General features: G+C 66.2%; 11 protein-coding genes. 3 read left to right on the top strand and 8 right to left on the bottom strand.

Annotated elements, in window-relative coordinates:
* Positions 1–43 precede the first annotated feature (43 nt).
* Complete coding sequence (locus tag AC3A4Z_RS06295; RefSeq protein ID WP_498710800.1) at positions 44–754, bottom strand: FadR/GntR family transcriptional regulator; 711 nt, start codon at positions 752–754, stop codon at positions 44–46.
* 107 nt (positions 755–861) lie between these two features.
* Here AC3A4Z_RS06295 and AC3A4Z_RS06300 point away from each other — a divergent pair, with 107 nt between their 5' ends.
* On the top strand, positions 862–2,193 hold the full coding sequence (locus tag AC3A4Z_RS06300) for an alpha-hydroxy acid oxidase (RefSeq protein ID WP_498710801.1): 1,332 nt from the start codon (positions 862–864) through the stop codon (positions 2,191–2,193).
* Positions 2,194–2,205: 12 nt separating this feature from the next.
* On the opposite strand, the gene AC3A4Z_RS06305 is transcribed toward AC3A4Z_RS06300, so the two are convergent.
* Complete coding sequence (locus AC3A4Z_RS06305; protein WP_498710802.1) at positions 2,206–2,811, bottom strand: ArsR/SmtB family transcription factor; 606 nt, start codon at positions 2,809–2,811, stop codon at positions 2,206–2,208.
* Between the two features lie 88 nt (positions 2,812–2,899).
* Positions 2,900–4,111, bottom strand: a complete 1,212-nt coding sequence (locus AC3A4Z_RS06310; protein WP_498710803.1) for an acetoin utilization protein AcuC — start codon at positions 4,109–4,111, stop codon at positions 2,900–2,902.
* Between the two features lie 105 nt (positions 4,112–4,216).
* Between AC3A4Z_RS06310 and AC3A4Z_RS06315 the strand changes: the two genes are divergently transcribed.
* Together AC3A4Z_RS06315 and AC3A4Z_RS06320 are read left to right on the top strand one after the other, a co-directional pair.
* Positions 4,217–5,650: a potassium transporter TrkG gene (locus AC3A4Z_RS06315; RefSeq protein WP_493972779.1), complete on the top strand. Its 1,434-nt coding sequence runs from the start codon at positions 4,217–4,219 to the stop codon at positions 5,648–5,650.
* Positions 5,651–5,690: 40 nt separating this feature from the next.
* On the top strand, positions 5,691–6,329 hold the full coding sequence (locus AC3A4Z_RS06320; RefSeq protein WP_170850877.1) for a potassium channel family protein: 639 nt from the start codon (positions 5,691–5,693) through the stop codon (positions 6,327–6,329).
* A gap of 74 nt (positions 6,330–6,403) precedes the next feature.
* Here the strand turns inward: AC3A4Z_RS06320 and proC are convergent, their stop codons facing one another.
* The 5 genes from proC to AC3A4Z_RS06345 form a co-directional block, all read right to left on the bottom strand.
* Entirely contained in the window at positions 6,404–7,237 is an 834-nt protein-coding gene (gene proC, locus AC3A4Z_RS06325) for a pyrroline-5-carboxylate reductase (protein WP_498710804.1), read from the bottom strand.
* 326 nt (positions 7,238–7,563) lie between these two features.
* Entirely contained in the window at positions 7,564–8,550 is a 987-nt protein-coding gene (locus AC3A4Z_RS06330) for a Ppx/GppA phosphatase family protein (RefSeq protein ID WP_493972777.1), read from the bottom strand.
* Positions 8,551–8,557: 7 nt separating this feature from the next.
* Positions 8,558–8,977 (bottom strand): SseB family protein, encoded by a 420-nt coding sequence (locus AC3A4Z_RS06335; RefSeq protein WP_498710805.1) that lies wholly within the window; start codon positions 8,975–8,977, stop codon positions 8,558–8,560.
* A 196-nt stretch (positions 8,978–9,173) separates the two neighbouring features.
* Positions 9,174–11,900: a type I DNA topoisomerase gene (gene topA, locus AC3A4Z_RS06340; protein WP_493972775.1), complete on the bottom strand. Its 2,727-nt coding sequence runs from the start codon at positions 11,898–11,900 to the stop codon at positions 9,174–9,176.
* Positions 11,901–12,036: 136 nt separating this feature from the next.
* Positions 12,037–13,671 (bottom strand): DUF7059 domain-containing protein, encoded by a 1,635-nt coding sequence (locus AC3A4Z_RS06345; RefSeq protein WP_498710806.1) that lies wholly within the window; start codon positions 13,669–13,671, stop codon positions 12,037–12,039.
* Positions 13,672–13,740: the final 69 nt, after the last annotated feature.

A 13,740-nucleotide genomic window follows, 5' to 3' on the forward strand; every position in this document is an offset into this window, starting at 1 on the left:
TGGACGGCCTCCAAGCCTGCATATCTGCCCAAAAACCCGCTGGTCAGGGGCGGGCCGGTACCGTACCTCCGGAGGCCAGCCCGGCCTCCTTGTAGTAGCCCTCGATATGTGCGGCAACAAGCTTGGCCGCACGTTCGCCGTCGTGATTCTGCACGGCGGCCAGGATGCCATGGTGCTCCGCCCGCAGCCGCGCCGCGGTGGCGTCCCAGTCGGGCAGGTTGCCGGTGAGCCGGGAGGCGTAGCCGGTGATGGATTCCCGCAGGGAGCCCATCATGGCGCTGACCACCGCATTCCCGGCAGCATCCGCGAGGGCGAGGTGGAACCGGACGTCCAGGGCCAGGAATTCGTCCACGTCCACAACGTCGGCGTCCATCTTTTCCAGCAACCGGGCGGCGCCGGCCAGCTCCGGCGAACCAGGCTTGGCATGGGACACCGCCCACGATTCCAGCAGCACTCGGGTTTCCACGATGTCCGCCACGGGAAGGTGCTGCGTGGCAACGTGCAGCCGAAGGGCTGATCCGAGTGCCGCCGTCGGGTCTGAAATGACAACGGTCCCGGCTTCGGGACCGGACCCGACTCCGGCGCGCACCACACCCATCGCCTCAAGGATCCTGATGGCCTCGCGGACGGAGGTGCGCGAGACCTGCAGCTGCTCGGCCAGGGAGCGTTCGGCGGGAAGCCGCCCGCCCACAGCCAGCCGCCCCTCGGAAAGCTCGGTCTCGATCCAGCTGAGGACGAGTTGATGGGTCTTCATGAGGCAATAGTAGTTGATGTGGTTGGACCACATACCCTAGAGTGTGGTTAGACCACAGGATGCACAAGCACCGGCAGGACCCTGTCACCGGCCCAACGGAGGACGCCATGACCCACACCATCCAACCCAATAACCCGGAAACCACGCCTGCACCGGAGGCCACGGATGTTCCGTCCACGTCAGCCCCTGCCACTGCCGCGGCCCCCGTTCCTGCCGCCTTGAAGCGCCGCATCCCCAAGTACTCGGACCTCGCGCCTCTGATGCAGTTCAAGAAGCCCGAGTTCAGCAAGGAAGCCAGGCTCAAGCGGGCCAGCACCATCTGGGAGCTGCGGGACATCGCCAAGCGGCGCACTCCGCAGGCCCCTTTCGACTACACCGATGGTGCCGCCGAGGAGGAAATCACCCTCCGCCGCGCCCGCCAGGCTTTCCTGGACATCGAATTCCGGCCCGGCATCCTGCGGAACGTCTCCGCCATCGACCTCAGCACCGAGATCCTGGGCAAGCCTTCCCGGCTCCCCGTGGGCATTGCCCCGACCGGTTTCACCCGGATGATGCAGTCCGAAGGCGAGTACGCCGGCTCCCAGGCGGCCGAGGCGGCCGGCATCCCCTACACCCTCTCCACCATGGGCACTGCCTCCATCGAGGACGTCGCCGCCGCGGCACCCAACGGCCGCAACTGGTTCCAGCTGTACCTGTGGACGGACCGTGACCGCTCGCTGGAACTGATCGAGCGCGCCGCCAAGGCCGGCAACGACACCCTGATGGTCACCGTGGACACCGCAGTGGCGGGCGCCCGCCTCCGCGACGTCCGCAACGGCATGACCATCCCGCCGGCACTGACCCTCAAGACCGTGCTGGATGCGTCCTACCGCCCCGCCTGGTGGTTCAACTTCCTCACCCACGAGCCGCTGACCTTCGCCTCGCTCTCCCGCTACACGGGCACGGTGGCGGACCTGATCAACTCCATGTTCGATCCCACCCTCACGTTCGAGGACCTGGACTGGCTGCGTGAAACCTGGAAGGGCAACCTGGTGGTGAAGGGCATCCAGACCGTGGAGGACGCCCGCAAGGTGGCGGACCACGGCGCCGACGGTGTGGTCCTGTCCAACCACGGCGGCCGGCAGCTGGACCGCGCACCCATCCCGTTCCACCTGCTTCCCGAGGTCAAGCAGGCGTTCAGCGCGGACAACACCAACGCCGCGATCATGCTCGACACCGGCATCATGAGCGGCGCCGACATCGTTGCTGCCCTGGCCCTTGGTGCCGACTTCACGCTGATCGGCCGCGCCTACCTGTACGGTCTCATGGCCGGCGGCCGCGCCGGTGTGGACCGCACCCTGCAGATCCTGGAAAAGGACATGGCTCGCACCATGGCGCTGCTGGGCGTCAGCAAAATCTCCGAGCTCACCCCGGACCACGTGCGCCTGCTGAACAAGTAGGCGCCCCGGACGCTACTTCTTGCGGCCGAACTTTGGCAGGTTGGGGAGGTTCGCCAGCAGGTCGGCTGCCTTGGTGGCCGCCCGGCCTACGGTGCGGCCGATCTGCTGCGGCACGCTGTCATCGCTGAGCGGTGCAGCAGTTCCGCCGGGAATGACGACGGCGGGACTCAGGTCGGCGCCGTCGGGCGCAAGGACGCCGGCGGAGACAGCATCAGCTGCCACGGCATCGGCGGCGGCGTGGTCCGCCGGAGCCGCCACCCGCGGGTATGTTTCCCCTGCTGACGGTACGGAAACCTCGTCCCTTGCGCCGGCTACGGCGGCAGGTGCAGCAGGTGACTTCGCCGCGGGAGCTGCCGAGCCGACGTCGAACGTTTCAAGCCAGCTGGCAATCCCTTCCAGGGGCTTGCGGTTCAGCGCGTAGTAGCGCTTCTGGCCCTGCGCACGCATACTCACCAACTGCGCCTCACGCAGGACTTTCAGGTGCTTGGAAATGGTGGGCTGGCTCGCCGCCAGTTCCTCCACGAGCTCCCCCACGGCCTTGTCTCCGGAACGAAGGGAGGTCAGGATGTCCCGCCGGGTCGATTCCGCTATGACGGCAAATACGTCGTCTGTCACCATGCCTCCAACCCTAGCGACATATACGCCGAAAGGCATCAACTATTTCGCCGGGCCAAGCCAATGGGAAGAAGGCCGCGGAGGGGCGATTCTAGTCGAACCAGGGGTCCAGTCCGTGCAGCGGAAACACGGCTTTCCGGGTGGCCATCACGGTGCGGTCCACGGCGTCGTTGGGGTCGAACCCGACTTCCCAGGAGCGCCACCACAGCTCCACGTCGTCGCCCATCAGGCCAGGCGCCGCAGCACCGAACTTCTCCTCCACGTACGTGCGCCAATCCTCCGGGACCGGAGTCCGCAGCGGTACCGGCCGGCCCGCGGCGATGGCAATCAGGTGGCTCCACGACCGCGGGACCACCTGGAGCACGTTGTACCCGCCGCCGCCGGTGGCAATCCAGCGGTTGTTGCAGTACCGGGCGGCGAGGTTGCCGACGGCGGTGGCCGCCTCCCGCTGCCCGTCCACACTGAGGTTGAGGTGCGTGAGCGGATCGGTCCGGTGGGAGTCGCAGCCGTGCTGGCTGACGATCACCTCCGGCTGGAACGCCGCCACCAGCTGAGGAACCACCGCGTGGAAGGCGCGCAGCCAGCCGGCGTCGCCCGTTCCCGAGGGCAGGGCGATGTTGACTGCGGTTCCCTCTGCTGCTGGTCCGCCAATCTCGTTGGCGAATCCGGTGCCCGGGAACAAGGTGAGCCCGCTTTCGTGCAGGGATACCGTGAGCACCCTGGGATCGTCCCAGAAAATACTCTCCGTTCCGTCTCCGTGGTGGGCATCCACGTCGAGGTATGCCACCTTGCTGATCCCGCCGTCGAGCAGCTTTTGCACGGCCAGTGCGGCGTCGTTGTAGATGCAGAATCCGCTGGCCCGGTCGCGGGAGGCGTGGTGCATGCCGCCCCCGAAGTTGACCGCGTGCAGGGCCGATCCGTCGAGGATCTTTGCAGCGCTTAGCAGGGAGCCGCCGGCCAGCCTGGCGGCGGCCTCGTGCATTCCGGCGAACGCCGGATCATCTTCGGTGCCTAGGCCGCGCGATTCGTCGGTTGCGTAGGGGTCCTCGCTGACCCTGCGGACGGCTGCCACAAACTCGGCCGAGTGGACGGACTCAAGCTCAGGGTCAGTAGCGACGTAAGGGGCTTCGACGGTGACATGGTCGAGGTCGAACAGCCCCAGGCTGCGGGCCAGGCGTGCGGTGAGGTCCATCCGCTCGGGTGCCATGGGGTGGCCCGGACCGAAATTGTAGGCGGTCATGTCGGCGCCCCACGCCACCGTCGTTGGCGGCGCGGGCTGGCTGAGACCCGGCAGATATGTCATCAATCACAGGCTACCCGAGCCTGCAGCCCTTCCCGCCCGGCCATTACGCGGGCATAAGTGGTTTACTACTGAGGGAAGCAGATTCTTACCGAGGAAAAGCCACACATGACGCAAAGCCAGTCGAGGCCCCGGAACCCGGCCAGCTGGCATCCCGCCACTCAGGAGCGGGAGGGCCTCTGGGTCCTGACGCGGCTCCGGGACTTCATCGACGAGATTGCCAACACCTCGCCGGCCCGGCTCGCCCTGAGCGCGTTCGCCGGCGTGTGCCTGGTGTTCACGTTCCTGCTCTCCCTGCCCATATCGTCCGCCACCGGCACCGTCACGCCGCCGCACCAGGCTTTGTTCACGGCCGTCTCCGCCGTGTGCGTCACGGGCCTCACGGTGGTGTCGACGGCGGTTCACTGGTCATTCTTCGGCCAACTGGTGATCCTGATCGGCATTTTCATCGGCGGACTTGGCACCCTGACGCTCGCGTCGCTGCTGGCCCTGATGGTCAGCAAACGCCTCGGAGTCCGCGGGAAGATCATTGCAGCGGAATCGATGAACAATGCCGGCCGCCTTGGCGAAGTGGGTACGCTGCTGCGGATCGTCATCACCACGTCGGTGGTCATTGAAGGAATCCTCGCGCTGGCCCTGATCCCCCGCTTCCTGACCCTGGGCGAACCCTTCTGGCAGTCCGTCTGGCACGGGATTTTCTATTCGATCTCGTCCTTCAACAACGCCGGTTTCACCCCGCACTCGGACGGCATCGTGCCGTACGAGACGGACCTGTGGATCCTGGTGCCCCTGATGCTGGGCGTGTTCCTGGGCAGCCTCGGCTTTCCCGTGGTGATGGTCCTGCAGCAGAACGGCCTGAACTGGAAAAAGTGGAACCTGCACACCAAGCTCACCATCCAGGTGTCCTTCATCCTGCTGGCCGCGGGCACATTCCTGTGGGCGCTGATGGAGTGGGACAATGCCCGCACCATCGGTTCCATGGACCTCGGTGACAAGATCACGCATGCGCTGTTCGCCTCGGTGATGACCCGGTCCGGCGGCTTCAACCTGGTGGACCAGAACCAGATGGAATCCACCACCATGCTGCTGACGGACGCGTTGATGTTCGCCGGCGGCGGGTCCGCGTCCACCGCCGGCGGCATCAAGGTGACCACCATCGCTGTGATGTTCCTGGCCATCGTGGCTGAAGCCCGCGGCGACGCCGACGTGAAGGTCTATGGCAGGACCATCCCGCAGGGCAGCATGCGGGTGGCCATCTCCGTGATCGTGGCCGGCGCCACCCTCGTGTCAGTGTCCGCGTTCCTGCTGCTGCACATCAGCGGCGCCTCCCTGGACCGGGTCCTGTTCGAAACCATTTCCGCCTTCGCCACCGTGGGACTGAGCACCAACCTCAGCGCGGAGGTGGCGCCGTCGGGCGTGTATGTCCTTACCGCGCTGATGTTCGCAGGCCGCGTCGGCACCGTAACCCTCGCCGCTGCCCTGGCCCTCCGCCAGCGCAGCCAGTTGTACCATTACCCCGAAGAGAGGCCCATCATTGGCTAGTTCCCAAGACGCTCCCCGGCGGCCCGCCCATAACGCTCCGGTGCTGGTCATCGGGCTGGGCCGCTTCGGTTCCTCCACTGCCGAGCAACTGGTCAAGCAGGGCCGGGAAGTGCTCGCCATTGAACGTGACCGCAGCCTCGTGCAGAAGTTCGCTCCCCTCCTGACGCACGTCGTGGAAGCCGACGCCACCAACATCGACGCACTCCGCCAGCTCGGGGCACAGGAGTTCAGCTCCGCCGTCGTGGGCGTTGGCACATCCATCGAATCCTCGGTGCTGATCACCGTAAACCTGGTGGACCTTGGCATCGAGCACCTTTGGGTGAAGGCCATTACGCCCTCCCACGGCAAAATCCTGACCCGCATCGGCGCCAACCACGTGATCTACCCGGAGGCCGACGCCGGTGTCCGGGCCGCGCACCTCGTCTCCGGGCGCATGCTGGACTTCATCGAGTTCGACGACGACTTCGCCATCGTGAAGATGTACCCGCCGCGCGAAACGGTGGGGTTCACCCTGGACGAATCCAAGGTGCGGTCCAAGTACGGCGTGACGATTGTGGGCGTCAAGTCGCCGGGCGAGGACTTCACCTACGCGCGGCCTGAAACCAAGGTGTCCTCCCGGGACATGCTGATCGTGTCCGGGCACGTGGACCTGCTGGAACGCTTCGCCGCCCGCCCGTAGAGTTAGAGTCTTTGTCCAGATATGCAGGCTTGCGGGCCGCTCAAGTCGGCATATCCGGACAAAAACTCCGGAGGTCAGCCGAGTTGTTTGGTGATCTCCGCGGCCCGGTCCGCCGCGGCCCGGGCGCCGGCGGCAATGATGGCCGGGATGCCGCGCTCGTCAAAGGTTGCGATGGCGCGTTCGGTGGTGCCGTTCGGGCTGGTCACCGCTTTCCGCAGGGCCGCCGGGTCCGCCCCGGGCTCGGCGAGCATAAACCCGGCGCCGGCAACGGTTTCCCGGGCCAGAAGCAGGGACAGTTCCGCATCCAGGCCCAGCTCCTGCCCTGCCGCTGCCATCGCCTCCGCGAGATAGAAGGCGTAGGCCGGTCCGGAGCCGCTGATGGCCGACAGGGCGTCCACCTGTTCCTCCGGCACCTCCACAACGGTTCCGGCGCCCTGCAGGATCTCCTTGACCTTCTGCAGCTGTTCTGGCGTGCAGTTGGTACCCGGCGAGACCGATACAACCCCGCGCCCCAGCTTGGCGGGGGTGTTGGGCATGGTCCGGATCACGGGCTGGCCGGCCGGGAGGGCGGCCTCCAAGTGGGCGATCGAAACGGCGGCAGCCACGCTGACCACTACGGTGTCCGGCGTAAGTGAGGAACTGATCTCGCGGGCGAGGTCGGTGATGCCAACCGGCTTGACCCCGAGGATCACGACGGCGGACCCCTTGGTGGCCTGCTTGTTATTGTCCGGTTCCTCCTCACCGGCGATCGCGGTGATGCCGTGGTGGCGCTCGGCCAGTTCGGCTGCGCGCTCAGCACGCCGGACGGTGACCACGACGTCAGCCGGATCCGTGCCGGCTTCCAGCAGACCGCCGAGGATGGCTTCGTTCATGGACCCACAGCCAAGGAATGCGATTCGGTTGCTCATGGCTCCATCATTGCAGTTGGATCCGGAACGCGCAGAACTCCGTTAAGCGGCCGCCCTCACGCTCCGGACATCAATTCCTGCAAGCCGGGAACTTCCTGAAATGCATTCACAGCTGGCTCACATGTTGGGCGCAGGTACTTCACAACTAGCGGCCCTACTGTAGTTAGTACCTCATTGAGGGTGCGAGTGATGCGGCAGGCATGGGGATGCCTGCCAGGGCACCGGCGGACGGGACAGGTTTTCCCCCATTTTCCTGTCTCGGACGCCGGTGCTTCCGCTTTTAAGGCCAGCTGTGTTCAGCCGGCGGCTTTATAGCGCTGCCGCGCTCAGACGGCGGCCTGGACTGCCGCCGGCGTAACATGCGGGGCAGGCTCCAAAGGCCCGGAGAACACCAGCTGGTCGAGGCGGCGCAGGATCAACCCTTCGCGCAGCGCCCACGGACAAATCTTGATTTTCTTGAACTTGAACAGCTCCAGTGCCGCCTCCGCCACCAGCGCACCGGCCAGCAGCTGGTGGGCACGGGCTTCGGAAACGCCAGGCAGATGGAGCCGGTCTTCGGCTTTCATGGCAGAGATGCGCTGTGCCCACACGCCGAGATCCGAACCGTGCAGCTCCCGCTTCACGTAAGGTCCGGCCGCGCTCGGGGCGGCTCCGGCGATGCGAGCCAGGGACCGGAAGGTCTTGGAGGTGCCGGCAACCACGTTGGCCCGGCCCAGCCCGTCGAATTCGCGGACCGCAGGCTTGAGGGTGGCCCGGATGTAGCGCCGGAGTTCCTTAACGCTTTTCGCTGAGGGCGGGTCCTCGGCCAGCCAGTCCCGCGTCAGGCGGCTGGCGCCCAGCGGCACGGAGGTGGCCACTTCCGGCAGCTCGTCCTGGCCGAACGCCATTTCGAAGGAGCCGCCGCCGATGTCCAGGTTGAGGATGGGTCCGGCTCCCCAGCCGTGCCAGCGCCGGACGGCGAAGAAGGTCATGGACGCTTCTTCACTTCCCGTCAGCTCCTGCAGCGTGACGGTGGTTTCGTGCTTGACCCGGGCCAGGACGTCGGGGCCGTTGGTGGCCTCACGGATGGCGGAGGTACAGAATGCCAGGAGATCCTCGGCCTTGTGCCGGGCAGCGAATTCCCAGGCTTCCAGGACGAATTCGGTGAGTTCATGCTGCCCTGCGTCGCTGATGCTGCCGTCCGGCTCGAGGTACTGGACCAGGGAAAGCGGACGCTTGTGCGAGGCGAACGGCACTGGCCGCGCGCCGGGGTGGGCATCCACCAGGAGGAGATGGACAGTGTTTGACCCGATATCGAGGACGCCTAGCCGCATGCTGACATTATTCCCCGTCGGCGCGCTTGAAGTCGCGCTTGATATTGGCCACGCCCTCGGGGTTGATCTCAAAGCCGTAGGCTGCCCCGGGATTGATGACCATTCCCAGTTCGTCTCCGATGTTGGCGATGATTGCCGCACCCTGCGTGCCGAGGACGTTCGGGGCCGCCTCCAGGTACTGCTGGTCTACCCGGCTGGGGTGCGAGAAGACCGCAAGGACGGGGTCGCCGTCGGCGTTGGCGAGGACCAGTGGCTCCACCTGGGAATCGGCGCCCTCGATATCGTCCGAACTGACGATGTAGACCTCGCTGTTCAGGAAGGACAGGATGACGTCCACAGGACTGGCATCAGGCTGTCCGCCCTGGGCGAGCTTCTCCTCAAGGTCGTTCAGCGGAGTAGTGTCGGCAATGCCTGGCTCTTCAGTCATGCCTCTACCCGATCACGTTCCACTCTTCACCGCAATTCGGCCAGTGCTTGCTGCGAGCCGGCTGGGAGGAATCCGGCAGCATAACGTCAAGCGTGGGCCCCCGCCGTCCGGGTTCCCTGGCCGAGCTTGCGGGGCGAGGGGGACGGTGGGGCGAACGAGCGGGCACGCAGAGGATTTCTTCCAGCCGGCGCCGAGGCTACTTCTTGGCCGTTGCCTTCTTCTTGGCCGGAGCCTTGCGGGTGGCCGTCCGCTTGACCGGCCCCTTGGCGCGTTTCTCGGCGAGGAGTTCAACAGCCTGCTCCCGCGTGAGCTCCTCCAGGGAGGTGGCGCGGGGAACAGTGATGTTGGTGATCCCATCGGTGATGTAGGGCCCGAAGCGGCCTTCCTTCACCACGATGTTCTTCTCCGACACCGGGTCCGGACCGAACTCGGCCAGCGGCGGGACGGCGGCACGGGCGCCGCGCTGCTTCGGCTGTGAGTAGATCTCCAGCGCCTGTTCCAGCGTGATGGTGAAGATCTCCTCCTCCGAGCCGATGGAGCGGGAGTCGGTGCCCTTCTTCAGGTACGGGCCGAACCGGCCGTTCTGCACGGTGATGAGGTTGCCTTCGGCGTCCTCCCCCAGCACGCGGGGCAGGCTCATGAGCTGAAGTGCCTCATCCAGGGTCACCGAGTCAACGGTCATGGACTTGAACAGGGAGCCGGTGCGGGGCTTGGCCTTGACCGGCTTCTTGGGCGGTTTGGGTTTGCCGTTCTTGTAGTACTCCACCGGCTGCGCGGCAATCTGTTCCTCGGTCATCTCAGGGATGATCTCGGTGACGTACGCACCGTAGCGGCCGTTCTTGGCGACGACGGTGTGCCCGGTGTGCGGATCCGTACCCAGCACGCGCTCTTCGGGAGCTGCGGTCTCCATCAGCTCGATGGCCTTGGCAGCGGTCAGTTCGTCCGGTGCGAGGTCCTCGGGCACGTTGGCCCGCGCCGACTCCACAATCTCCCCCGTCTTGGGGTCAACAGTGGCAGCGGAGCTTTCAAGGTACGGCCCGAACTTGCCTACCCGGAGCGTGATCTCGTCCGTGATGGGAATCGAGTTGATTTCCCGTGCGTCGATCTCGCCCAGGTTGTTAACGATGCTCAGCAGGCCCGGATCGGCATCCTCGCCGAAGTAGAAGTGCCGGAGCCAGGAGGCGCCCACGGCTTGGCCGTTGGCGATCTTGTCCAGGTCACCTTCCATGTCAGCGGTGAATTCGTAGTCCACGTAGTCGCTGAAGTGCTGTTCCAGCAGACGGATCACGGAGAATGCGATCCAGCTGGGAACCAGCGCGGAACCCTGTTTCCGGACGTACCCGCGGTCCTGGATGGTGGAGATGGTGGAAGCATAGGTGGAAGGGCGGCCGATGCCCTTCTTCTCCAGCTCTGCCGTCAGAGAGGCTTCGGTGTAGCGCGGCGGAGGGGACGTTTCGTGGCCGATAGCGATGATGTCGGCGGCGGTGAGGGAATCGCCCTTGGCGACGTTCGGCAGGCGGCGGGCCTCATCCGAATCGTCGTCGCCGCGGGTCTCGTCCTTGCCCTCCTCATAGGCTGCCAGGAAGCCGGGGAAGGTGATCACGGTGCCGGAGGCGGAGAACTCGGCGTCACGGCCGTCGGAAGCCACGGCACCCAGCCGGATGGTCGCCGTCGAACCCTTGGCATCAGCCATCTGGGACGCGACCGTCCGCTTCCAGATCAGCTCGTAGAGCCGGAACTCGTCGCCGGAGAGCTGCTTGGCCACCTGGGCCGGGGTACGGAAGGAGTCGCCGGCGGGGCGGATGGCCTCGTGCGCTTCCTGGGCGTTGGCGGCCTTGCCGGTGTACACGCGCGGTGACTGCGGGATGTACTCGGGGCCGTACAGCTCGGAGGCCTGGCGGCGGGCAGCCGTGACTGCTTCGTCGCTCAGTGCAGAGGAGTCCGTACGCATATAGGTGATGTAGCCGTTTTCGTACAGCCGCTGGGCCACCTGCATGGTGCTCTTCGAGGAGAACCGCAGCTTGCGGCCTGCCTCCTGCTGCAGGGTGGAGGTGGTGAAGGGCGCCGCGGGACGGCGCGTGTACGGCTTGGTGTCCACCGAGCGGACAGTGAAGGAAGCGTTCTGCAGCCCGGCTGCCAGGGACGTCGCCAACTCCTCATTGAGGTGCGCAACGTTCTTGGAGGTGAGGACGCCGTCGTCGTTGAAGTCGCGGCCGCTGGCCACCTTGGCACCGTCAACGGCGGCAAGCTTGGCCTTGAAGGAGCCGGCGTCGGCACCGAACTGTCCGGTGAGGTCCCAGTAGGAGGCGGCCTTGAACGCCATGCGCTCGCGTTCCCGGTCCACCACCATGCGCGTGACCACTGACTGCACGCGGCCGGCGGACAGGCCGCGGGCCACTTTGCGCCAGAGCACGGGGGAAATTTCGTAGCCGTACAGGCGGTCCAGGACACGACGGGTTTCCTGCGCGTCCACCAGCGCCGTGTCGACGTCGCGCAGGTTGCCCATGGCGCGCTGGATGGCTTCCTTGGTGATTTCGCCGAACGTCATCCGGTACACCGGGACCTTGGGCTTGAGCACTTCGAGCAGGTGCCACGCGATGGCTTCGCCCTCGCGGTCCCCATCGGTTGCGAGGTAAAGTTCGTCGGCGTCCTTGAGCGCAGCCTTGAGCTCGGTCACCTTTTTCTTTTTGTCCGGAGACACCACATAGTACGGCTTGAAGTCGTGGTCGATATCGACGGCGAACTTGCCCACGGAGGTTTTCTTCAGCTCGGCGGGGAGTTCGGACGGCTGCGGCAGGTCGCGGATGTGACCAATGGAAGCCTCTACGATGAAGCCCTCGCCCAGGTACTTGGCGATGGTCTTGCTCTTGGCCGGAGACTCCACAATCACGAGTTTCTTGCCGGTTTTGGCCTTGCTTGGCACGGTGCTCCTACAGAAAAAGGTTGCTCGGGCAGATGCGCCCATACTGGCCTAGTTCACCATATTTTGCAGAAATGTGCGCATCCATGTGGAAAAGAGGGGGCTGGGCCAGGCTGCCGCACGCCCTCCAATCCGCGCCTTATTCCACGGCCGGAATAAGGAAGCCGTCCCGGACCAGGTTGGCTGCTTCGGCGAGCAGACCACCCCGGAAAGTGCCGGCGTCGAACGTTTCTTCCCCGCCCAGCAGCGCCTCCAGGGCACCGGCGATCTGGCCGGCTGTGAGGTCGCCGTCGCAGGCGGAGACGAACCCGGCAAGTTCCGTGCTGAGGAGGTTGGTCCGGCGGAGGCCCGCGCCCTGGCGCAGCAGGATGACGCCGGGGTGTTCGGCGCCGGGCCGCTGGTGCCGCTCCTCGGTCACATCGTCCGCCACCAGCAGGTGCGCGTCCTCGATCCTGTTGGCCGCCAGCCAGTCCTGGCGCTCCAAAGCGGCACCCAGGTGCGGGCCGATGGGCTGCTCGATGGGGTAGGTGATTTCCTCGAACCGGTGAAAGGCCTGCCCCGGCGAAGCGGGCCGGCGCAGCAGCACCATCCCGAAGCCGATCCCCGCGACGTTCCTGGACGCGAAATCAACAAGGTAAGCTGCGTACGCGTCCCGGTAGTGGTCCTTGTCCCTGCCCTCGGAGGCGTCCCGCAGCCACGTTTCGGCGTACTCCTCCGGGCTCACCAGTTCGCGCTGGATGAACCAGGCGTCTACGGCGGAACCCACCCAGGCCTGGGGCCGTTCCTGCCACGCGGTACCTGCGGCCACCTCCCAGTTGCCCAGCATCTGGGCGGTTCCGCCCGGGGCCAGGACCGCCGGAAGTTCCGCCACCAGGGCCGCAACAATACCGTCGCCCGGCAGGCCGCCGTCGCGGTACGTGAACTGTTCGGATGAGTCTTCTCCGGCGCTGCGCGGCGTGATGACGAACGGCGGGTTGGAGACCACCAGGCCAAATTCCTCGCCGGCCACCGGTTCCAGCAACGAGCCCAGCCGCAGGCTCACCCGGTCCGCCAGCCGGTCCGGGTCCACGGACAGGGCCTGCGCGTTCAGCAGGATATTGAAGCGGGTGAAGGCCAGCGCCCGTTCGGAAATGTCCGTCGCCGTCACGTGCTCGCAATGGTGCAGCAGGTGGAAGGCCTGGATGCCGCAGCCTGTCCCCAGGTCCAGGGCCCGTCCGGTGTGGCGGCGGAAGGTTGTCTGCACCAGGGTAGTGGAGGCTTGCCCGATGCCCAGGACGTGGTCGTGCCGGAGCACACCTTCCTGCTGGTGGGCAGCGAGGTCACTGGCAACCCACAGTTCGGCGCCGCCGCTGCCGTCCTCGTTCGCGTCCCAGCCGTAGGGCCGCAGGTCGGCTTTGGCGGCCAGCAGCGCTGTGCCGGGAACGGGCTCCACCAGCCCCAGGGCCAGCAGGCCTTCCGCGCGGAGGCCCGGCAGGGCGGCGTCGAGCGTTTCCTTCGGCTGCGGCTCGGCGAGCAGCCACAAACGGACGACGGCGGCCAGCGCCTTCGCACCCTCGTCCCGCCGGACAGCGCGCTCGGCAGCGAGCAACGCGGGGATGGTCTGGTCCCGGTTCAAGGCTGTGTAGGCGGATTCGCCGAGGAGGTTGGCGACGCCGTCGAGCGTGTATTCCACGGCGCGCAGGTCCGCAGCAAGTGCGGTGAGCAGGTCCGGAAGGTCGCTGCGGGGCGCGTCGGGAGTGTTGCCGGCGGTGAACTCGTATGGGGATTCAGGCACCGCTCAAGTTTAGTGCGGCGGATGCGGTGCGGCTTCTGCGGTGCGGGAGGTGGAAAATTGCGGCCGCCC

Source organism: Arthrobacter sp. Soil_C_49 (assembly GCF_057656635.1).

What these genes read in the sequence shown, in the direction of transcription:
- AC3A4Z_RS06310 (WP_498710803.1), bottom strand. Translation starts at nt 4,111, where the DNA reads ATGACATATCTGCCGGGTCTCAGCCAGCCCGCGCCGCCAACGACGGTG.
- AC3A4Z_RS06305 (WP_498710802.1), bottom strand. Translation starts at nt 2,811, where the DNA reads ATGGTGACAGACGACGTATTTGCCGTCATAGCGGAATCGACCCGGCGG.
- AC3A4Z_RS06330 (WP_493972777.1), bottom strand. Translation starts at nt 8,550, where the DNA reads ATGCGGCTAGGCGTCCTCGATATCGGGTCAAACACTGTCCATCTCCTC.
- AC3A4Z_RS06335 (WP_498710805.1), bottom strand. Translation starts at nt 8,977, where the DNA reads ATGACTGAAGAGCCAGGCATTGCCGACACTACTCCGCTGAACGACCTT.
- AC3A4Z_RS06300 (WP_498710801.1), top strand. Translation starts at nt 862, where the DNA reads ATGACCCACACCATCCAACCCAATAACCCGGAAACCACGCCTGCACCG.
- proC (WP_498710804.1), bottom strand. Translation starts at nt 7,237, where the DNA reads ATGAGCAACCGAATCGCATTCCTTGGCTGTGGGTCCATGAACGAAGCC.
- AC3A4Z_RS06315 (WP_493972779.1), top strand. Translation starts at nt 4,217, where the DNA reads ATGACGCAAAGCCAGTCGAGGCCCCGGAACCCGGCCAGCTGGCATCCC.
- AC3A4Z_RS06295 (WP_498710800.1), bottom strand. Translation starts at nt 754, where the DNA reads ATGAAGACCCATCAACTCGTCCTCAGCTGGATCGAGACCGAGCTTTCC.